This is a genomic window from Lysinibacillus sp. AR18-8, from assembly GCF_001705465.1.
In the GTDB taxonomy this organism is placed as follows: Bacteria; Bacillota; Bacilli; order Bacillales_A; family Planococcaceae; genus Lysinibacillus; species Lysinibacillus capsici.
Map to the genome: position 1 here is coordinate 70,586 of NZ_MDGU01000014.1, position 20,580 is coordinate 91,165.

A 20,580-nucleotide genomic window follows, 5' to 3' on the forward strand; every position below is an offset into this window, starting at 1 on the left:
TTTAATATATCTATTATAACAAATTTCCTACATGTAAGAAAAGTGCATTCACGTTTGTGGGCTCATGATAAATCTAAAGCACCTGAAGTACAAGAAAAGTTTCTGTAAAAAAAGAGCACATTGAAACCTTTTCGATTTCAATGTGCTATCTATAGAAATTATTACGCGTTTACCGTTTCTAAAGCATTTGCCACTTTTTTCACAAGGTCAACAACGCGTGCAGAGTAGCCCCACTCGTTATCATACCAAGCAAGTACTTTTACTTTGCGGTTGCCTAACACCATTGTAGAAAGTCCATCAACTGTTGAAGAATAAGTTGTTGTATTGTAATCAGAAGATACTAATGGCTCAACAGAGAAATTAAGGATACCCTTCATTGGACCTTCTGTTGCCGCTTTTACAAATGCTGCATTAACTGCATCAACTGTTACATCTGTATTTAAATCTACTACAAGGTCAACTAAAGATACGTTTGGTGTTGGAACACGAAGTGCCATACCATGAATTTTACCCTCTAATTCAGGTAACACTAATTTTAAGGCTTTCGCTGCACCTGTAGATGTTGGGATAATGGATTGGGCGCATCCACGTGCACGACGTAGATCTTTATGCGGATTGTCTAAGTTCTTTTGGTCATTTGTATAAGCATGAACTGTTGTCATTAAACCATTCTCAATACCAAATGTGTCATTCAATACTTTTGCTACTGGCGCTAAGCAGTTTGTTGTACAAGAAGCATTTGAAATAACATCATGTTTCGCAATATCCAATTTGTCATCATTTACACCTAAAACAATTGTGACATCCTCGTTTTTACCTGGTGCTGTTAAGATTACTTTTTTCGCGCCTGCTGCTAAGTGCATTGCTGCTTTATCACGTTCATTAAATTTTCCTGTAGCTTCAATAACGATATCTACACCCATTGTAGACCAAGGTAATTTTAAAGGATCACGTTCACTAATAATTTGAACTCGTTTACCATTTACAACTAAAGCATCGCCTGCTGGTTCTACCGTACCTTCAAATGTTCCGTGATTTGTGTCATACTTAATCAAATGTGCTAACGTTTCTGCAGGATAGCTAGCGTTAATTGCAACGATGTTTAAATCTTGTTGTACGATAGCCTGGCGGAAAACCATACGTCCGATACGCCCGAAACCATTAATAGCAATTGATACTGTCATTTATAATATCCTCCTGTGAGTACATACTCAGATTAATTAATTATATACTTTATGGTGATTAGTATAACACAATTTTAAAAAAGATGAACATTATATATTGAGAATATAAAAGTTCTTATTTTCTGAAAAATTATTCTTTATTATGGCGTTTCCCCATAAAAAAATGCGTAGCAAGGTCGGCTTGCTACGCATTATAAAAGAACTCATGAAATAACATCCCAATAATGCAGGATTTTTTTTAATTGTTCTTCTGTACTTTCTATATTTTCATTATTATAAATGACCGCATGTGCACCCTTTTCTTTGACAGACATCGGCAGTTGAGAGTGCATACGTGCCAATGCATCTTCTTTAGATAAATTATTTCGTTCCATTAAACGTCGAAGCTGAACTTCTTCACTGACCGATACCACAATGATACGTTCCACAAAATGTTGAAGCTTACTCTCAAATAACAAAGGAATGTCCATCACAACATGTTCATGTCCTGCTTCTAAATAAGCATCACGCTGACGTAACATTTCTTTTCTGATTGCTGGATGCATGATATCATTTAACGTTTTGCGTTTGGCAGGCTCATGAAATATGATATCTCCCAGCAAAGTTCGATTTAAATTGCCGTCCTCAAGCAAGATAGCTTGTCCGAAGCTTTCAGCAATCAATGCTAATGTTTCAGTTCCTGGTTCTACGACATCTCGTGCTACAACATCTGCATCAACAATCGGTAAACCCAGTTCGCTCATCATTTTAGCTACTGTACTTTTTCCACTTGCAATACTTCCTGTTAGTCCGATAATCATTGCTAAATCCCCTTTAATGTTGACAATTTGGGCAATAGACAGAGGTACGCCCTCCAATTGTCATTTGACTTGTTGCCGTTTCACATGCTGGACATACCTTTTTCCCATACATTTTTAATCGATTCTGCATACTCCCTGCTTCCCCATTAATATTTCGATAATCAGAAATAGTTGAACCACCCGCTTCAATGCTTTGACGTAGGACAGCAACAATCTCCTCAAATAATGCTCGCTTCCGCTTTTCACTAATGCGGCTCATTTTGCGTGCAGGGTGAATTTTCTGAGCAAACAATGCCTCTGTTGCATAAATATTGCCACAGCCCGAAATGACTTGCCCATCCATAATTACTTCTTTTACGGCTTTATTTTCATATTTCGGTAGCTTAGATTTTGTTATAAAAAAATCACATGCATGCTCATCAAATGGCTCTGGTGCCATTTTTGTCAATGGTGCATGATCTTCAATTTTTGTCAGAAAACGAAGTTCACCGAATCGACGAATATCTGAATAAATCAAGTATCCCCCATCTGCCATTTCAAATGTCGCATGGATATGCTTTTGAAATTTCGCCTCATTGATTTCTTCGGGTGAATTCACAACAAACCAAGCACCTGTCATCCCTAAGTGACTAACAAGAACATATGGAACATCATCCTTCAGCAAATGAAAGAAAATATATTTTGCTCTTCGTTCAATTTTGGTAATGGTCATCTGGGACAAAGTACTTTCAAATGCATCAGGTGCTGCTTGTTTGACAATACATTGTTTACCCTCACTAAAAGAGAAATGTACTTGTTCAGAAAGCTGAACCTGTTGAATGGTACGTCCTTCAACTGTTGGCTTCAATGCCTGGACGACACCCTCTACCTCTGGTAATTCAGGCATTTGAATCCCTCCTTATTTTGCCTCGTACCAAGTTGAGCCATGGTTAAAATCTACTTTAAGCGGTACAGCAAGCTCAATAGCGTTTTCCATGACTTCAGGTACAATTTTTTCGAGTAAGGCAATCTCTTCCTTTGGTGCCTCAAAGATTAGCTCATCGTGCACTTGAAGTAGCAGTTTTGCCTGCATCTTTTCTTTTTTCAATCGAGCATCCATATCAATCATTGCCTTTTTAATGATATCAGCTGCACTACCTTGAATTGGCGTATTCATCGCCGTACGCTCAGCAAAGCTTCTTAAATTAAAGTTTGAGCTTGTTATATCCGGTAAATAACGGCGTCTATTTAATATCGTTGTCACATAACCATTAAATTTCGCATTTTGTACAATGTCATCCATGTACTGTTTTACACCAGGGAAACTTGCGAAATACTTTTCAATAAAATTAGCCGCTTCCTTACGTGTAATATCTAAGTTTTGTGATAGACCATAATCACTAATACCGTAGACTATTCCAAAGTTAACAGCTTTCGCTGCGCGACGCATATTACTATCAACCTCATCTTCTGACACATGAAATACATCCATAGCTGTACGTGTATGAACGTCCATTCCTTCACGGAAAGCCTCAACAAGGTTTTTATCTTCTGACATATGTGCAAGAACGCGTAATTCAATTTGCGAATAGTCAGCAGAAAATAATATCCAATCCTCTTTTGAAGGTACAAAGGCTTGACGAATTTTGCGGCCCTCCTCCAAACGAATTGGGATGTTTTGTAAATTTGGATCTGTTGAGCTTAAACGCCCTGTTGCAGTTAAAGCTTGCTGGAAGCGCGTATGCACTTTACTATCTGCTACATGAATCTCCTTTAGTAAGCCTTCAATATATGTGGATTGTAATTTTCCAAGTTGGCGATACAACAGAATATGTTCGATGATAGCATGCTCTGACTGTAATTTTTCTAGGACATCTGCAGCAGTTGAATAGCCTGTCTTAGTCTTTTTAATCACAGGTAGCCCTAGCTTATCGAATAGAATCACACCTAATTGTTTTGGTGAATTAATATTAAAGGTTTCTCCAGCTTCTGCATAAATTTCTTGCTCAATTACTACAAGTTTATCATTAAGCTCTTGCCTCATTTTCTCTAACGTAGCGCGGTTAACCGTAATCCCTTCGCTTTCCATTTCACCTAAAATTCCTGCCAATGGTAGCTCTAGGTTTTTATAAAGATCGAATTGTTCATTTTCCTTTAATAAGGCTTCCAGTTTCGGCTGTAATGACCATACTGCAAAAGCTTTACGGCTAACATGCTGTGCAAGTTGGTCCAAATCAGGTATTGCACGCTTGGCACCTTTTCCATATACCGCTTCATCTGCTTGGACATCATAGTAGCCTAGTTCCCTTGCAAGTGTTGCGATATCATCGCCACTTAATGCTGGATTATTAATATAAGAGGCAAGTAGCAAATCAAAGTCAACGCCAGCTAATTGAATCCCAGCTCGCTTTAATGATGCTTGAGCTGCCTTAGAATCGGACATATATTTTATTTTTGTGGCATCTTCTAGCCAACGACGGAGAATATCTGATTTTGCTGCTTTATCAAATGGAATATATTGCGTCTTTACGCCATCTGATAAGGCAATTCCCAGCTGCTGACAAGTATGATAGTGCTCGTTTTCAAGCTCTACATGCACGGCCATCACGTCTTTTAAATCCTCAGGTCGAACTTCCTGGACAAGGTCATAATCGAGAGGCGCCTGTTCTTCTTCTTGCACTGTAAAGTCACTTTTATCAAGCAGCGATTTAAAGCCAAGCTCACGCCACACATTGATTAATTCATCTTCTTTTGGCCCATTATATGCAAGATCAGCCAGTGAAATGGTGATTGGAGCATGCGTATAAATCGTTGCCAGCTTCTTACTCATGATGGCTTGCTCTTCATTAGCTACAAGCTTTTCCTTCATTTTAGAAGCTTTCAATGTATCCATTGCTTCATAAAGTGCTTCAACGGAGCCATGCTCTTTTAATAATTTTACAGCCGTTTTTTCCCCGACGCCTGGTACACCAGGAATATTATCGGAGGAATCCCCCATCAAGCCTTTCATATCAATAATTTGGAGCGGCGTTAACCCATACTTTTCCGCAATAAAGGCTGGTGTATTTTTCTCTATTTCCGTAATACCTTTTTTCGTTATATAAACGGTTACTTGCTCTGTCGCCAGCTGAGTTAAATCACGGTCTCCAGAAACGATGATAACATCCATATCCTGCGACGAAGCCTCTTTAGCAAGCGTTCCGATAATATCATCCGCTTCATATAACTCCTGCTCATATTGCTTAATACCATACGCATCAATAAGCTTTCGTAAATAAGGAAATTGCTCTGATAATTCTGGTGGTGTCTTTTGACGTCCTCCTTTATATTCTGTAAAGGTTTCATGGCGGAATGTTGTTTTCCCAGCATCAAAAGCAACCAATATTTTGGTTGGCTGTTCTTCCTCTAATATTCTTTGTAGCATTGTTGTAAAGCCGTATACAGCATTAGTATGAATGCCACTATCATTCGTTAGCAATGGCAACGCAAAAAACGCGCGATACGCTAAACTATTACCGTCCAATAATAGTAATTTTTCCTTGGTCATGATTTTATCCTCCTGCGTTGTCTTCTTCTTCTACTTTATCATAACAATACATTTCAAGTAAAAAAAGCAGGCGTCCATCCTCAAGGTTATCCATTATTTTTAATGGTTTATCCACCACTTTTAGACTTTATCCGCTACTTTAGCATTCCTATTCATTCAAAAAAGCCAACCGCGCGCAGCGGTTGACTTGTTTAAAATATTTTAACTCCTTAACGCATATTACCTATAATAGATGAACGACTATCCTGCATTTTTTTTACAAAATTAGTCATTACATCAAAAGCCTCATTTCGTTTACTATTCATGCTTTGTAAACGGAGCATATCCATTTGCTGAGAATTACTTAAAGCATCCATTTGACCTTGCTGTGCATTCAAATCAGCTAGCTGTTGATTTCGTTGTTGAACATCCTCTAGTTGATCCTTAAGCTGATTTTCTAACAGCTGTGCTCGCTGTGATTGGACTGCCTGTAATGCTGATTCTAGATCCATGCCTTGAATATCAATTGGTTGAATTAGGCTATTAGCAGAGGATTGCCCTGCCCCACTAAATAATAATCCGACTGCTAAAGCACTTCCAAACACGACCTTTTTCATCTTTATTACCTCCTATTAAAATGAATCTTTGCTTATCATACATACTAAAGGTTAAAACTAGGTTAAAAAATTCAATATGGTATGTATGCATCTGCCTATCAAGTTTAGTCATTGACTATTCTCAATAACTTGACTGTACTACAGATTAAATAAGGGCAATACTGACAAATGTTAATAATTTACGTATTTACAAGGCATAAGACGTATTACATCCATTACTAAAAAGCAAAAACTTTCATTCAAGGACAAGTCTCCTGTAAATGAAAGTTCCTAATAGTTATTATTGATTTGAAGTACGATAAAAAACTTCTTCATAGATGACAGTTAATATAAATGCATTCATAAAAGCAAACACAAGAAATAACGGCATGCCGCCTAATTGTGGATATGTTAGCTCTTGATTAAATACCATTACTGTACTAATTTGTGCCAAAAAGAAGATTAAGCCAATTCCAACTTGCCAAATAGGACGCTTGACCTTTCTTTTTTCATACCAAAATAATTTCTTAAAAAGGTTTCTTACATCATCTGTAATAATGATACTGATTAAAAAGATACAAACAAAAAATACTGGTATATGATAAACACTTTTCGTCACCCACGAAAAATCGGATAGACGGTAGAAAAGTGTTAATATCGAAGCTATACTACAAGCAATCCCTAAATTTTGGAGCCATTTGCTAATTTGTAATTTCAAAGCCCTTACCCCCAACTAATCTTTTTTAAACATTATCATTCTATCAAATTATAGCTGATTCGGGAATACAAACTTATAAATTTCTATTATTTTCATACTATAATAATTCGATTTCACGGATAGTTATAATTCTAGTACAACAAAAAAGTCGTCTCCTTCAAGACAGAGACGACTTTAAACTGCGTTTATTTAATATAACCAGACAAGATGTTGGCATATGGTGAAGTAGCTGGCAAGATAATAACCGTATCTTCCCCAACCGTTTTCTTATAGGATTCTAATGTGCGGTATAAAGAATAAAATTCAGGATCTTGAGAGAAAGATTTATTGTAAATCTTTGCAGCCTCTGCTTCTCCTTCAGCTTGAATTAAAGCAGCTTCTTTACTTGCTTTAGCAAGCATTTCTTGTACGTGTTGATCCGTTTGTGCCTCAATACGACGTTTCTGTGCATCTCCCTCTGAAAGATACTTTTGTGCAATTGATTCACGATCTGAAATCATATTCGTAAAAACGGATTGTTCATTTTCAGTTGGTAAATCAATGCGACGTATACGTACATCTACTACTTCAATACCATAGTTATCGTTGGAAAGAAGTTCATTAACACGTTCAGTTACTTGATCGTTTATGCTGCCTCGAGAAGAATCCTCATCATTTATAATCTCCGTATAGTTAATTCGGCCAAGTTCAGATCGAATAACAGAATAAATGAACTCTTCCATACGTGATTCAACTTTTTCTATCGTACCAGCATTCGAAATCAATAGCTTAGGATCCGTAATACGCCATACAGCATAATTATCAATAATAATTCGTTTTTTATCCTTTGTATTAATCTCTTCTTCCGAAATCTCATATGTCATTTGGTTTTTTGGTAACTTTGTAACACTTTGAATAAAAGGAATTTTCATATTTAAACCTGGTTCACGCTCAAACTTAACAACCTCTCCAAACTGCCGAACAACAGCATACTCTGATTCTTTAACTATATAAATATTCGTTAATAAAGTAATCACTAGAGCGAATATGACCGTTAAGGTTACAGCTAGAGAGATATATTTTTTAGGATTCTTCGGTCCTTTCTTCGACATTTTAACTACATTGTCTCCCGAATCACCTTCTGAAGGAGCAGCTTTTTTACTTTTGCCAGATAAGAAATTGAGGAATTTTTCTAGATCCTTATTTTTTTGGTCCATTAGTTACCGCTCCCCTCTTTTTTCTCTGTTTGTGTCTGTTGCGACTGTTGAGGCTGTAGTTGCTGAAGTGGTAAATACTTCATCGTACTACCATCATCATTCATAATGTAAATTTGTGCTTTCGGTAGGACATTTTCAAGCGTCTCTATAATTAACCGCTCTCGTGTAATTTGCTGATTGCCCTTGTATTGCTCATACATTTTATTAAAGACCGCTACATCCCCTTGTGCTTGCTCGATACGGGCTGTTTTAGTTCCTTTTGCTTTCGACATAATAGCATCACGTTCGCCTTCAGCTTCACTAATGCGTTGGTTTTCATATTTTTCAGCTTCATTTATTTTTGTATTTTTCATTTCACGTGCATCTGTTACAGCAGTGAATGCTGCACGCACATCTTTATTTGGCAATTCTACATCTTGCAATTTCACACCTAAAACGCTTATTCCAATATCGTATTTTTCAATAAGAGAAACTAATAATTGGCGAGTATTTGCTTCGATGTCAGCTTTACCTTCTGTTAACGCTGCATCGATAGAAGAGCTTCCGATTATAGAACGAATGGCACTCGATGTCGCGCTATGTAATATTCTTTCTGGATCCTGCGAATTAAATAAAAACTTGTTAGGCTCTGTAATTTTCCATTGAACAACAAGGTCTGTTAAGACAATATTTTCATCCCCCGTAATCATTTTTGTTTCGGCATCGTATGCCTCTAACTCACCTGCTTTATTTTGTTTATAACCAAATTGCAGACTAAACGTTTCTTTTGACAAAATTTCTACGGATTGGACGGGCCAAGGTAATTTAAAATGAAGACCTGGATTTGTTACTGTATCATCGGCACGACCAAATGTAATAACCACAGCTTGCTCTGATTCATCTACCGTGTACCATGAAGTAAAAACTGTAATAAGTGCAATAATTCCAAATATTCCAAGTCCAACAATCATTAGTGTCCTTTTCACACTCATGTCTGTTCCTCCTTTTGCTTAGTACTATTGTTTACGGTGAACCCTTATAAAAAGTTTCAAAATATTTTCATATAATGGTTGTAAAGGACAGAATCCTCTGTTTCTCACTTAACAAAAGCTTATCAATGCAAAAAAATCCTGTTACCTTTTAGGGCAACAGGATATTGATAACCAGATGTTCAAATACTGGGAAAATGGTAGTGGATAATACAATACTAATTAATGCAGCAACGATCATCGCTAGACTAGCAAATGTGCCTTCTAGCTCTCCAAATTCAAATGCTTTTGATGTACCCGTTCCATGAGCACCCATACCAAGCATTAATCCTCTAGATGAAGGTCTGTGAAAACGACATACTTTGATAACGATTGGTGCTAACAAGCTTCCTAAAATACCAGTCGTCATAACGAAAACAGCTGTAAGCGTAGGAGAACCACCAATCATATTAGAAATATCCATCGCAATAGGTGTTGTTACAGAACGTGGCACTAAACTATGCACCAACTCATCATTTAAGCCCACCAATAGAGCCATCATAAAGGATGACACAATAGCAACCGCTGAACCAACAGCAATGCTGATGAAAATTTCAAATGCGTGTTTTTTTAATAGGTTGACATTTTTATATATAGGAACGGCAAACGCAACGGTTGCTGGTCCTAGTAAATTTGTTAAGACACTCGCTCCAGAATTGTAGGATTTATAAGATATACCTGTCAGTAGTAAAATACCTATAATGACTAAAGGTGTAATCAGCATAGGGGTCAGCCATTCTTTTTTATATTTTTTATAAAACATTTTACAAATATAAAAAATAGCAACGGTCCCAAGTAAGCTGACAATGGCGATTAATAAAGTCATATCGCATCACCCTTCTTTCGCTGCTCTAGCCATTGTGCTGTATACCCCGTTACAAACATTACCACAATGGCACTCACAACAATGACCAGCACAACCTTCATTCCCTGCACACCAAATAAGGCATGATAATCAATAACACCAATGGCAGATGGAATAAAGAATAATAAGAGTTCACTTAATAGTACGGCTGCTCCTAATTCAATCCATTCAAGCTTGATTATATGAAACTGTAACAGTAAAAATAATAGGACAAGTCCTATTATACTCCCTGGAATCGGCAAGTGAAGTAGGCGTGCAATAGTATTTCCGATTAATAATAGGATATAAAGATAGCCGATTTGCACGATACTTTTGACGATTTTCATGGTCATCCTTCTCTCATTTTTTTCTCTGCCTCAACAGTCAGGAAAACACGATTCGAATGATAAGAAGGTTGATTCACTGACTGTCAAAGCGTTCGTCTAACAGACAATCGCGGGTAAGATGGTTGTTAAACTTTATGCTACTATACTTTACACCTATTTACGTTCCCTGTAAAACAGAAAAAGAACCTAGTGTCTAAAAAACACTAAATTCTTTCTGTGGGGAATATAAAGCAGTTAAAAATCTTCTATTAGATTTTTATGGTCATCGTCTTAACAATCATATAGGGGGTTTCTAGAAATAAGTATAGTGCCCAAATATGAATGTAACATGTTGTTCATGTAAAGGATTTGTTAATTTTTCGGAATCATGACAATCATTTTAGTTCCTATGCCGACTTCACTCTCTACTTGAATTCGGCCATGATGCGCCTCGACTAAATGCTTAACAATCGCTAAGCCTAAGCCTGTTCCACCAGAATTACGACTTCTCGCTCGATCCACCCGATAAAATCTTTCAAAAACGCGCGCTATTTCATGTTTTTCAATACCAATTCCTTGATCCTCTATTTCGATAATGCCATGTGTTTCATTTTCCTTTAATCGAATAGAAACAGTCGTGTTTTCAGGTGAATATGTAATCGCATTGGTAATTAAATTCGTCACAATCTGAATGATACGATTGGCATCCCCCATAACCTGGACATCTCGTTCGATATCCACCTGGAAGCTCATATTTTTTTCATCCAATCGCGGAGCTGTCAATTCTGCTCCACGAATTAGAACATCCTGTAAGCCCATCGGCATAATATTGACAGTAAAACCATGCTGCTCGATCTTTGAGAGCTCTAGTAAATCTTGAATCAGCATTTGAAGTCGATTACTTTCTTTATATATAATCTCCAAAAAGGAAATCAGCATTTTTTCGTCTTTATAGGCCCCATCCAATAAAGTTTCTGAAAAGCCTTTAATAGATGTAATAGGTGTGCGTAATTCATGTGATACATTCGCAACAAAGTCTTTCCGAATTTGTTCTAATCGAACTAGTTCCGTTATATCATGCATAACGATAACAACGCCTAGCCATCGTCCGTGGTCCCCGATGACCGGTGCCCCATAAACTTCTTTGTTATAAAGTTCTTGCTGTACTTCCATTTTAATTTGTTGTCGATAAGGCATTTCTGTCAGAAAAACATGATCGATAAATTGTTCTAATGATTTAGGTAAGCCTATTGTACGAAAAACCTTTCCTTGTACATCATCAAGCTGCATTCCAAAGCGCTCCAGAAATACTCGATTTACAATGGAAATATTCCCCTCACGACCAATCATCATAAGGGAGCTCCCCATATTTTCAATTAAGGTTTTCAGTCTTTCTTCCTCTACTTCACGTATCGTTGTAATATCTTGCAAATTCCGTGCCAATATGTTTATGGAATGACTCAGTGGTATCATCCGTTCATGCTCATTTTCTTGAGCACGTGCACGATAGTTACCCTTTGCAAGCTCAAGGGCAGTGTCTGTCACATTATCAATCGGTGCAGTAAAGTTACGTATCATATAACGACTTATAATTGCTATTAATATCAACGTGATGGTAAAGAGAATAGCCAGTACTCCGTAAAGGCGAGCACGCACATAGTTCAATAAGGATTCGTCTCGTTCCATAGCCTGAGCTGCGTACAAAGCTTCCTGATCTTCCTTCGTTAAATCCATTTTGCGTTCATCGATTACTTGGTCCATTGATGTCCGTATCTCAGTGGTTGCTTGCTCGTTATATTGCTCGATATAAACAGGAAAAAGCTGACCTATAACAATCATTAGGACAGCTAGTATCGTTCCAAGTAAAAGCATGAATGTCAAGAATAAGCGGTTGCTCATCGATTTCATGTCGTTTTCGGCTCCTCAAATTTATAACCAAGACCTCTAATTGTTTTTATAAACATCGGCTTACGGCTATTTTCTTCAATTTTATCGCGAAGGTGGCTAATGTGTACATCCACAATTCGAGTATCGCCAGCAAAATCATATTTCCATACAGCACTTAATAGCTGATCACGTGTTAATACACGATTTTTATTTTCAAGTAAATAGATGAGTAGCTCAAACTCTTTTGGTGTAAATTCCAGTGCCTCATCCTGTAAAAATACTTCAAATCGCTCTGGGTACACTCGCAATTGTCCAAACTCATACATTTTTTCCTGCGCCTCATCCTTATCATCTGCGACAACATTTTGCGTGAAACGTCTTAATACAGCCTTGACACGCGCTAAAACTTCACGAGGACTAAAAGGCTTTGTCATGTAATCATCTGCTCCCAACTCAAGACCAAGAACTTTATCAAATTCGTCATCTTTAGCAGTTAGCATAATAATTGGCGTATTCATACGTTGTTGTCGTATTTGTTTACAGACCTCCATGCCATCTAGTTTTGGAAGCATCAAATCTAAAAGAATTAAATTTGGCTGTAAGTCGATTGCTTTTTCAAGCCCTTCCTGACCATCAGCAGCCGTTTCCACTACATAGCCTGCCTGTTCTAAATTATATTTCAATAATGTTGCAATCGAAAATTCATCTTCAATTACTAAAATCGTTTTTGTCATGTCTAATGCCTCCGTTAGTGATTTGAAACCCCCATTTCAAATCTCAAGACGTCTATAGCGCAAGTGGTGGAGTCACAAGCAATAAACCTTCAATTACAAGCTGCTTCTGCTCATTATATGAGTGGACAGATACAGTGATGGTATTGTCATATTTATTGATTGCTGTAACCTCTAATAGCGTATCGAACAATTCATAATGATAGAGAGGTCCTAAATATTTCAAATGTTGCTCAATAATTCGTGCACCTGGTCCTGGAATATACTTTGACACAGCTGATGTAATAATACCATTTAACATAATTGTCGGCACAATTGGCTTTTGAAAAGGTGTCATAGCTGCATAATCATGTTGAATATAAAGCGGGTTACTATCGTTTGTAAGGCCTAAATAAAGCAATAGATCCCTATCTTCAATTTTTTCAGTGATATGGATTTTCTCGCCAACTGTAATTTCATCGATTGTGAGACCAAGTTTACTATTTTTTTGAAGCAAAGATACGCCAACCCCTTTTCTATCATACTACATTCATAGTATCAATTTTATGCTAAAAGTACAATGAAAAGCAGAAGAACCTTACCTTTCTCAACCCTGGAAACATAAAAAAACGAGCAGGAACATTCCCTACTCGTTTTAAGACTTAGACTGATATTCTACACTAAAATTTTCATCACATTACGAACTGCTTCTGCTGATTGATCTAAAGCTGCTTTTTCTTTGTCCGTTAATTCTAGCTCAAAGATTTTTTCAATACCGTTTTCGCCAAGTAATGTAGGAACACCTAAGTATAAATCATGATAGCCGTACTCGCCTTCTAAATAAGCAATAGATGGTAAAATACGTTTTTGGTCTTTTACAATAGCTTCAGCCATCTCTATTAGTGCCGCAGCAGGCGCATAATAGGCAGAGCCGTTACCAAGTAAGTTGACAATTTCTGCTCCACCATTACGCGTTCGGTCAACAATTTCTTCTAAACGTTCAGCAGAAATAAGTGATTCTAACGGAATACCACCAGCAAATGAATAACGTGTTAACGGTACCATTGTGTCACCGTGACCACCTAATACAAAACCAGTAATATCTTTCACTGAAATCTTAAGTTCTTCTGCCACAAATGCACAGAAACGAGCCGTATCAAGAACACCTGATTGACCAATTACACGGTTTTTAGGGAAGCCAGTTTCTTTGTATACTGTGTATGTCATGGCATCAACTGGGTTTGTCAGTACAAGGATTGTAGCATTTGGTGAATGCGTAGCAATCTCTTTTGAAACAGTTTTCATAACACTCTGATTGATTTGAACAAGGTCATCACGGCTCATACCTGGTTTACGTGCAACACCAGCGGTAATGATCACTACGTCAGAATTCGCCGTATCTGCATAATTGGAAGTACCTTGCACATAAGAGTCAAACCCTTGTATTGGTGCTGCCTCCCACATATCTAGCGCCTTACCCTTTGTTGGGTTTTCTGCTTGTGGAATATCCACTAATACGACGTCACCAAGTTCTTTCTGAGCTGCTAAAAATGCTGCAGTAGCGCCTGTAAAACCGCCACCGATAACTGAGATTTTTTTTCGTTTCAGAGACATTTGAATACGCTCCTTTAAAATTAGGTTATATATTTTAAAAGAGGGAGGAGACTTCCATCTCACTCCCTCAATTAAACAAGTTTATCGTAAATATTCAATTAAAATTTACTGTCACCCTAATTATATCGGCAGAAAAAAGCATCCGCTTTAGCGATAAATTCTATTGTAGAATAGAAAATTATAGGTTTTTGATTAACTCATTAGCGAATTCTGAACATTTCACTTCTGTAGCGCCGTCCATTAAACGTGCGAAGTCATAAGTAACAACTTTAGAAGAAATTGTTTTCTCAACAGATTGAGTGATCATGTCAGCAGCTTCTTGCCATCCTAAGTGTTCAAGCATTAATACACCTGAAAGTAATACTGAAGATGGGTTTACTTTATCTAAACCAGCATATTTTGGAGCTGTACCGTGAGTAGCTTCGAAGATCGCATGGCCAGTAACATAGTTAATGTTAGCTCCTGGAGCGATACCGATACCACCAACTTGTGCAGCTAAAGCATCAGAAATATAGTCACCATTTAAGTTCATTGTAGCTACTACATCGAACTCAGTTGGACGAGTTAAGATTTGTTGTAAGAAGATATCAGCGATAGAATCTTTCACTAAGATTTTGCCAGCTGCTAAAGCATCAGATTGAGCTTTGTTTGCTGCTTCTTCACCTTGTTCAGCTTTGATAGCATCGTATTGGTTCCAAGTGAAAGTTTGATCAGCAAATTCTTTTTCTGCTAATTCATAACCCCATTTTTTGAATCCACCTTCAGTGAATTTCATGATGTTACCTTTATGAACTAAAGTAACAGATGGGCGTTTATGTTTAATTGCGTATTCGATAGCAGAACGTACTAAACGCTCAGTACCTTCTTTAGATACAGGTTTAACACCGATACCAGAAGTTTCTGGGAAACGGATTTGATTTACACCAAATTCAGATTGTAGGAAGTTGATGATTTTTTGAGCTTGTTCTGAACCAGATTCGAATTCAATACCAGCGTAGATGTCTTCAGTGTTCTCACGGAAGATAACCATATCAACGTCTTCTGGGCGTTTAACTGGAGAAGGCACTCCATCAAAGTGACGTACTGGGCGTAAGCATACATATAAGTCAAGTTGTTGACGTAATGCTACGTTAAGAGAGCGGATACCACCACCGATTGGTGTAGTAAGAGGACCTTTGATTGCAATTAAGTATTCATTAATTTTGTCTAAAGTTTCTTGTGGTAACCATTCACCAGTTTGGTTAAATGCTTTTTCACCAGCTAAAACTTCTAACCATTCAATTTTCTTTTCACCGTTATAAGCTTTTTCTACTGCTGCGTCAATTACGCGTGATGCTGCTGCCCAGATATCTGGACCAATTCCATCACCTTCGATGAAAGGAATTACTGGATTGTTTGGTACATTAAGTACGCCATTTTCAACTACAATTTTGTTTGACATTCTGTTGCCTCCTAAATTCATAATCATAGGACTGTGTTAGTGATAACACAGTCCCAAACATTCTAGCATATTTTCCAAATTAGCGCTCGCTGATTGGAACATATTTTTGCATGCCTGGTCCAACATACTCAGCACGTGGACGGATTAGGCGGTTATTAGCATATTGCTCAAGGATATGTGCCACCCAACCTGAAGTACGTGATACTGCGAAAATTGGTGTGAACAGGTCATGATCAATACCTAAAGAATCATACACTGACGCAGAGAAGAAATCTACGTTTGCAGGTAATTTCTTTTGTTCTACGATCATGTCATGGATTTTAACTGACATTTCGTAAAGCTCTGGTTTACCAGTTAGCTCAGTTAATTTTTTAGACATTACGCGTAAATGCGGAGCACGAGGGTCGCCTTTACGATATACACGGTGACCGAAGCCCATGATTTTTTCTTTGTTGTCTAATTTATTTTGAATATAAGATTCAACATTTTCAAGTGAGCCAATTTCAGTTAACATTTTCATAACTTGCTCATTTGCTCCACCGTGAAGTGGTCCTTTTAATGCACCGATCGCTGCAGTTACACCTGAATAAACATCAGATAATGTAGCTACACATACACGTGCAGTGAATGTAGATGCATTTAACTCATGGTCAGCATGTAATACTAATGCTTTGTCGAATGCTTCAATTTCAATATCTGCTGGCTCTTCGCCTTTAAGCATGTATAAGAAGTTTGCCGCATATCCTAATTCAGGTTTTGGTGAAACTGGTTCTAAACCTTTACGAACACGTGCAAAAGCAGTTACTACTGTAGCAATTTTAGCTTGAAGACGAATTGCTTTACGGTAGTTTGCTTCTGGATCCATAACATCCGCTTCTTCATCGAATACACCAAGTAAAGATACTGCAGTACGCAATGCAGCCATTGGATGTACAGTTGAAAGTGGGTATGTTTTAAATTGGTCGACAATCGCTTGCGGAATTGACATGTTGTCTGCCAATTGTTGTTTTAATTCAGCTAGCTCGTCCTCTTTTGGTAAACGAGTATGCCATAACAGGTAAATTACCTCTTCGAATGACGCATTTTCTGCTAAATCATCAATGTTGTAACCAACATATGTAAGTGTGTCATCGATAATTGAACTGATTTTAGATTCCGCTGCTACGATACCTTCTAAACCTTTAGTTGCTGACATAAATTATCGCTCCCTCATACTTATTTTTTTGTTGCAAATGCGTTTTTTATGTTGCATTTACGAATTTTGCTCATATGAACCATTAAGTAAATCGCTTACATTGCTATTATAATCATTTTTGACAGCTTTGTGAATGAAAATCCTCCAAATAAAGAAAAAGACGTCCGAACGACTATATAATTGTCCTAAAGAGATTTTTTTGTATATTTTGACATTAATTTATCAATTGGTTTGGGGTGAATTTGTAAAAATGAGGAATTTAAAGTATTTTTCATACGAAAGAACTACGAGCGTTTTGCTATTTATTTTTTATTTAGTCATACTTTGGTTTGTATTACCTGTGTCACTCGCAATTTTTTTATCATTTTCGACGTATCCTATCATAAATTTTTTACACAAATATTGTAGGATTGCGTATTGGATTGCAGCAATTATTGTGGAAGTATTAATATTAACCTGTATTTTTCTACTAGTTGTCATATCTATTAACAGTATTATCGTCATTTTCCCAGAAATTCGAGAGACTTTACAAAATTTCCCGCTTTTCAGTGAATATGAATCCATGTTTGTACAAGTTTTAAAAGAAAAATCACTGTCCATTTTCGATTCCATCATCGTATATACAGCAGATCTTTTCCAATTATTAATGAAGCATGTCATTGAGGTTTTCATCTTTTTAGTCGCTTATTACTTTGCGCTTCTAGAAACACGTAAATCACGCTATTGGTTCTTTCAATATGTGCCTAAAAAATATCGTCAAGAGTGGCAATCTCATTTTGCAAAAATCATGCAACTTTTTCATTATTTCTTATTTGTAGAGTTTCAATTATTTACGATTACCCTACTCATTCTTTGTGCTGGCTTTATGATCCTTCAATTTGAACAAGCCATTATTAAAGCATTTATTGTAGCATTTGCAGATGTACTACCGTTTTTCGGAATTGGCGTTTTTCTTGTGCCAATGAGCATTTATTTTTATTTCAATGGCAATACCTTTTTATGTGTGGCCATTTTACTACTCTATTTATTTGTACAATTAACAAGGCAGCTAGCCGATTCGATGCTTTGGTCCAATACGCTTCAGCTACGCACATTCCATACATTCTTTATCAGCGCTGCCTCTATTCTATTATTTGGCTTTTATGGTATATTACTGAGCCCTATCTTTTTATTTCTAGCTGTAAAACTGAAAGAAAACTCTATCTTTGAACGATGATGAATTGACCTTTTTTCATTTTTTTACGCATCCAGTAATAGACAATAGGTTGGAACATTTTTCGAGAAAATGGCATGAGTAGGAATAAACCTAGGACATCTGTTAAAAATCCAGGTAACGCTAAAAGCAAACCACCACCAAAAGTTAAGAAAGTATCCACTAATGCAGCTCCTGGCGCTTCTCCGCGTGCCAATGTATTTTTCACATTTTGAACAGAGTTCATACCTTTATTTTTCATGACATAAATCCCAATCACACTTGTAGCAATAATGAGCAATAATGTACTTAAAACACCAATATTTTGTCCAATGACTATTAATAACGTCAATTCGGCTAATGTGTAGACAATGAAACCAAGAAAAATTTTTCGCATATTTTTCTCCTTTCTACTTGAAAAGCTATACCTTTTATACGTTATTATAGCCCGTTTAGTTTCATAAAAAAATGAATAGACCTATTCTATGAGAAAGCAACTTCTGTTAAAGGAAGGAATTAATAGTTTCCATAAAGTGTGTGTACAACCTTTATGGAAAAGCTCTAGTACAACAAACCGCACTAGAGCTTTTTGTTAATTATTAAAGAACGCTTGCATGTCCTTTGTAAATCACACCTGTTTCAGCGTCCATTGTAATTTCTTGACCATGACGGATTAATGTAGTTGCTTCCTTTACACCAACGATTACTGGAATACCTAGGCTTAACCCTACAACTGCTGCATGGCTAGTAAGTCCACCTTCTTCAGTAATTAGGCCAATACAATTTTCTAAAGCAGGCATCATATCACGATCCGAACCTACTGTAACAAGAATGCATCCGTCTGTATCGTAGGCAAGTGCCTCAGCAGCATTTTTAGCAACCACTGTTTTACCAACAACTGATGCTTTTCCGATCCCTTGTCCGCGTGCAAGTAAATCTCCAATAATGTGAACTTTCATTAAGTTTGTTGTACCCGCTTCACCTACAGGTACACCTGCTGTAATGACAACTGCGTCTCCATGTGTAACAAAACCATGCTTCAAGCTTTCATCCACAGCTAGTTCTAAAATTTCATCTGTTGTTGTCACACGTTGACACACAATTGGGTATACGCCCCATACTAGTGTTAATGTATGCGCTGTATTTGTAGAGCCTGTAACTGCAACAATTGGCACTCCTGGTCGATATTTCGCAATCATCCTCGCTGTATTACCACTTTCAGTTGGAGCTAATACGGCTTTCACCCCTAAGTTGATAGAGGTATAAGCTACAGCTTGTGAAATTGCCTCTGTCATATTTGCTTCTTTCTCACGACTACGTGTAGAAACAATTGATCGATAATCTAATGAATTTTCAGTGCGTTGTGCAATTTTATTCATCGTTTGTACCGATTCAACTGGATAAAGACCTGCGGCAGTTTCACCAGATAACATGATAGCATCTGTTCCATCAATAATTGCGTTGGCTACATCACTTGCTTCTGCACGTGTTGGTCGTGGGTTACGCTGCATGGAATCTAACATTTGAGTTGCCGTAATTACCGGTTTACCAACTTGATTACATTTTAAAATTAATTTCTTTTGTACAAGTGGTACTTCTTCTGCAGGAATTTCAACACCAAGATCTCCACGAGCAACCATTAAACCGTCAGATACTAGGATGATTTCATCGATGTTATCGACACCCTCTTGGTTTTCAATTTTGGGGATGATTTGAATATGACTACCACCATTTTGTTCAAGCAATTCACGAATTTCAAGAACATCTTTTGCACGACGAACAAATGAAGCAGCAATAAAATCAACACCTTGTTCGATACCAAATAAAATATCTTGTGCGTCTTTTTCTGTGATACCTGGTAGTTGTACAGAAACACCTGGTACGTTAACACCCTTTTTATTTTTTAGTACGCCAGCATTTTCAACAATTGTATGAATTAATCCTTTTTCCATATCCGTTGCTAATACACGTAGTTGAATTAGTCCATCATCAAGTAAAATAATTGAATTTTGCTCAACGTCTTCAATTAAGCGCTCATATGTGACAGAAAAGCTCGTCTCAGTACCTTCTACTTCTGTCATTGAAATATCAATTACTTGACCTGCTGACAAATGAAGCTCGCCATTTTTCATGTTATGTGTACGAATTTCTGGTCCCTTTGTATCAAGTAAAATTCCCACTGGTTTATTTAATTTTTGTGCCACTTCACGAATTAAATGAATACGCCCTGCATGTTCCTCATGTGATCCGTGTGAAAAATTCAAGCGGGCTACATTCATACCTGCTTCGATTAATTTTTCTAAAATTTCTGGTGACTCACTTGCAGGTCCAATTGTACATACGATTTTTGTTTTTCTCATTTTTG

19 protein-coding genes are annotated in these 20,580 nt (G+C 37.1%); 1 reads left to right on the top strand and 18 read right to left on the bottom strand.

The features are described from left to right. Positions 1-161 precede the first annotated feature (161 nt). The 16 genes from BFM98_RS12410 to citZ all read right to left on the bottom strand — a co-directional run bounded on the left by BFM98_RS12410 (position 162) and on the right by citZ (position 17,023). Complete coding sequence (locus BFM98_RS12410) at positions 162-1,184, bottom strand: glyceraldehyde-3-phosphate dehydrogenase (RefSeq protein ID WP_004226274.1); 1,023 nt, start codon at positions 1,182-1,184, stop codon at positions 162-164. A gap of 203 nt (positions 1,185-1,387) precedes the next feature. Further along, complete coding sequence (coaE, locus tag BFM98_RS12415) at positions 1,388-1,984, bottom strand: dephospho-CoA kinase (protein ID WP_054549959.1); 597 nt, start codon at positions 1,982-1,984, stop codon at positions 1,388-1,390. A 13-nt stretch (positions 1,985-1,997) separates the two neighbouring features. Then, positions 1,998-2,870 carry a bifunctional DNA-formamidopyrimidine glycosylase/DNA-(apurinic or apyrimidinic site) lyase gene (mutM, locus tag BFM98_RS12420; protein WP_066037546.1) on the bottom strand — a complete coding sequence of 291 codons (873 nt, stop codon included), beginning with the start codon at positions 2,868-2,870 and terminating at the stop codon, positions 1,998-2,000. A gap of 12 nt (positions 2,871-2,882) precedes the next feature. Beyond that, complete coding sequence (gene polA / locus BFM98_RS12425) at positions 2,883-5,510, bottom strand: DNA polymerase I (protein WP_066037547.1); 2,628 nt, start codon at positions 5,508-5,510, stop codon at positions 2,883-2,885. 209 nt (positions 5,511-5,719) lie between these two features. Beyond that, on the bottom strand, positions 5,720-6,106 hold the full coding sequence (locus tag BFM98_RS12430; RefSeq protein ID WP_066037548.1) for a hypothetical protein: 387 nt from the start codon (positions 6,104-6,106) through the stop codon (positions 5,720-5,722). 280 nt (positions 6,107-6,386) lie between these two features. Then, positions 6,387-6,803, bottom strand: coding sequence for a DNA polymerase I (locus BFM98_RS12435; RefSeq protein ID WP_066037549.1), 417 nt, complete (start codon positions 6,801-6,803; stop codon positions 6,387-6,389). A gap of 185 nt (positions 6,804-6,988) precedes the next feature. Continuing rightward, positions 6,989-7,999, bottom strand: a complete 1,011-nt coding sequence (gene hflC / locus BFM98_RS12440) for a protease modulator HflC (protein WP_048393593.1) — start codon at positions 7,997-7,999, stop codon at positions 6,989-6,991. Continuing rightward, on the bottom strand, positions 7,999-8,970 hold the full coding sequence (gene hflK / locus BFM98_RS12445) for an FtsH protease activity modulator HflK (RefSeq protein ID WP_048393591.1): 972 nt from the start codon (positions 8,968-8,970) through the stop codon (positions 7,999-8,001). Before hflK ends, hflC begins: the two co-directional genes overlap by 1 nt. 148 nt (positions 8,971-9,118) lie before the next feature. Next, positions 9,119-9,832, bottom strand: a complete 714-nt coding sequence (locus BFM98_RS12450; RefSeq protein WP_004226253.1) for an LrgB family protein — start codon at positions 9,830-9,832, stop codon at positions 9,119-9,121. Continuing rightward, complete coding sequence (locus BFM98_RS12455) at positions 9,829-10,197, bottom strand: CidA/LrgA family holin-like protein (protein ID WP_048393586.1); 369 nt, start codon at positions 10,195-10,197, stop codon at positions 9,829-9,831. The genes BFM98_RS12450 and BFM98_RS12455 overlap by 4 nt, the downstream gene beginning before the upstream one ends. Before the next feature lie 351 nt (positions 10,198-10,548). Continuing rightward, the gene (gene pnpS / locus BFM98_RS12460) at positions 10,549-12,084 is read right to left on the bottom strand and encodes a two-component system histidine kinase PnpS (protein WP_048393584.1); all 1,536 of its coding nucleotides are present in this window, start codon (positions 12,082-12,084) and stop codon (positions 10,549-10,551) included. Continuing rightward, positions 12,081-12,797: a response regulator transcription factor gene (locus BFM98_RS12465; RefSeq protein WP_016993215.1), complete on the bottom strand. Its 717-nt coding sequence runs from the start codon at positions 12,795-12,797 to the stop codon at positions 12,081-12,083. The genes pnpS and BFM98_RS12465 overlap by 4 nt, the downstream gene beginning before the upstream one ends. Before the next feature lie 52 nt (positions 12,798-12,849). After that, complete coding sequence (locus tag BFM98_RS12470; protein WP_004226245.1) at positions 12,850-13,290, bottom strand: MaoC/PaaZ C-terminal domain-containing protein; 441 nt, start codon at positions 13,288-13,290, stop codon at positions 12,850-12,852. A 158-nt stretch (positions 13,291-13,448) separates the two neighbouring features. Then, positions 13,449-14,387, bottom strand: a complete 939-nt coding sequence (mdh, locus tag BFM98_RS12475; protein ID WP_048393582.1) for a malate dehydrogenase — start codon at positions 14,385-14,387, stop codon at positions 13,449-13,451. A 178-nt stretch (positions 14,388-14,565) separates the two neighbouring features. Next, entirely contained in the window at positions 14,566-15,828 is a 1,263-nt protein-coding gene (gene icd / locus BFM98_RS12480) for an NADP-dependent isocitrate dehydrogenase (RefSeq protein ID WP_048393581.1), read from the bottom strand. Between the two features lie 79 nt (positions 15,829-15,907). Continuing rightward, positions 15,908-17,023 carry a citrate synthase gene (citZ, locus tag BFM98_RS12485; protein ID WP_048393579.1) on the bottom strand — a complete coding sequence of 372 codons (1,116 nt, stop codon included), beginning with the start codon at positions 17,021-17,023 and terminating at the stop codon, positions 15,908-15,910. Between the two features lie 250 nt (positions 17,024-17,273). Between citZ and BFM98_RS12490 the strand changes: the two genes are divergently transcribed. Further along, the gene (locus tag BFM98_RS12490; RefSeq protein WP_048393721.1) at positions 17,274-18,239 is read left to right on the top strand and encodes an AI-2E family transporter; all 966 of its coding nucleotides are present in this window, start codon (positions 17,274-17,276) and stop codon (positions 18,237-18,239) included. On the opposite strand, the gene BFM98_RS12495 is transcribed toward BFM98_RS12490, so the two are convergent. Further along, positions 18,223-18,612, bottom strand: coding sequence for an FxsA family protein (locus tag BFM98_RS12495; RefSeq protein ID WP_054549955.1), 390 nt, complete (start codon positions 18,610-18,612; stop codon positions 18,223-18,225). The two genes, BFM98_RS12490 and BFM98_RS12495, sit on opposite strands and share 17 nt — an antisense overlap. A 202-nt stretch (positions 18,613-18,814) precedes the next feature. Next, positions 18,815-20,575, bottom strand: coding sequence for a pyruvate kinase (gene pyk / locus BFM98_RS12500; RefSeq protein ID WP_048393575.1), 1,761 nt, complete (start codon positions 20,573-20,575; stop codon positions 18,815-18,817). Positions 20,576-20,580 lie beyond the last annotated feature (5 nt).

Coding starts and splice junctions, on each gene's coding strand:
- BFM98_RS12495 (WP_054549955.1), bottom strand. CDS start 18,612: ATGCGAAAAATTTTTCTTGGTTTCATTGTCTACACATTAGCCGAATTG.
- BFM98_RS12455 (WP_048393586.1), bottom strand. CDS start 10,197: ATGAAAATCGTCAAAAGTATCGTGCAAATCGGCTATCTTTATATCCTA.
- pnpS (WP_048393584.1), bottom strand. CDS start 12,084: ATGAAATCGATGAGCAACCGCTTATTCTTGACATTCATGCTTTTACTT.
- BFM98_RS12410 (WP_004226274.1), bottom strand. CDS start 1,184: ATGACAGTATCAATTGCTATTAATGGTTTCGGGCGTATCGGACGTATG.
- BFM98_RS12490 (WP_048393721.1), top strand. CDS start 17,274: ATGAGGAATTTAAAGTATTTTTCATACGAAAGAACTACGAGCGTTTTG.
- coaE (WP_054549959.1), bottom strand. CDS start 1,984: ATGATTATCGGACTAACAGGAAGTATTGCAAGTGGAAAAAGTACAGTA.
- hflK (WP_048393591.1), bottom strand. CDS start 8,970: ATGAGTGTGAAAAGGACACTAATGATTGTTGGACTTGGAATATTTGGA.
- citZ (WP_048393579.1), bottom strand. CDS start 17,023: ATGTCAGCAACTAAAGGTTTAGAAGGTATCGTAGCAGCGGAATCTAAA.
- hflC (WP_048393593.1), bottom strand. CDS start 7,999: ATGGACCAAAAAAATAAGGATCTAGAAAAATTCCTCAATTTCTTATCT.
- mutM (WP_066037546.1), bottom strand. CDS start 2,870: ATGCCTGAATTACCAGAGGTAGAGGGTGTCGTCCAGGCATTGAAGCCA.
- mdh (WP_048393582.1), bottom strand. CDS start 14,387: ATGTCTCTGAAACGAAAAAAAATCTCAGTTATCGGTGGCGGTTTTACA.
- pyk (WP_048393575.1), bottom strand. CDS start 20,575: ATGAGAAAAACAAAAATCGTATGTACAATTGGACCTGCAAGTGAGTCA.
- icd (WP_048393581.1), bottom strand. CDS start 15,828: ATGTCAAACAAAATTGTAGTTGAAAATGGCGTACTTAATGTACCAAAC.
- BFM98_RS12465 (WP_016993215.1), bottom strand. CDS start 12,797: ATGACAAAAACGATTTTAGTAATTGAAGATGAATTTTCGATTGCAACA.
- BFM98_RS12430 (WP_066037548.1), bottom strand. CDS start 6,106: ATGAAAAAGGTCGTGTTTGGAAGTGCTTTAGCAGTCGGATTATTATTT.
- BFM98_RS12450 (WP_004226253.1), bottom strand. CDS start 9,832: ATGACTTTATTAATCGCCATTGTCAGCTTACTTGGGACCGTTGCTATT.
- polA (WP_066037547.1), bottom strand. CDS start 5,510: ATGACCAAGGAAAAATTACTATTATTGGACGGTAATAGTTTAGCGTAT.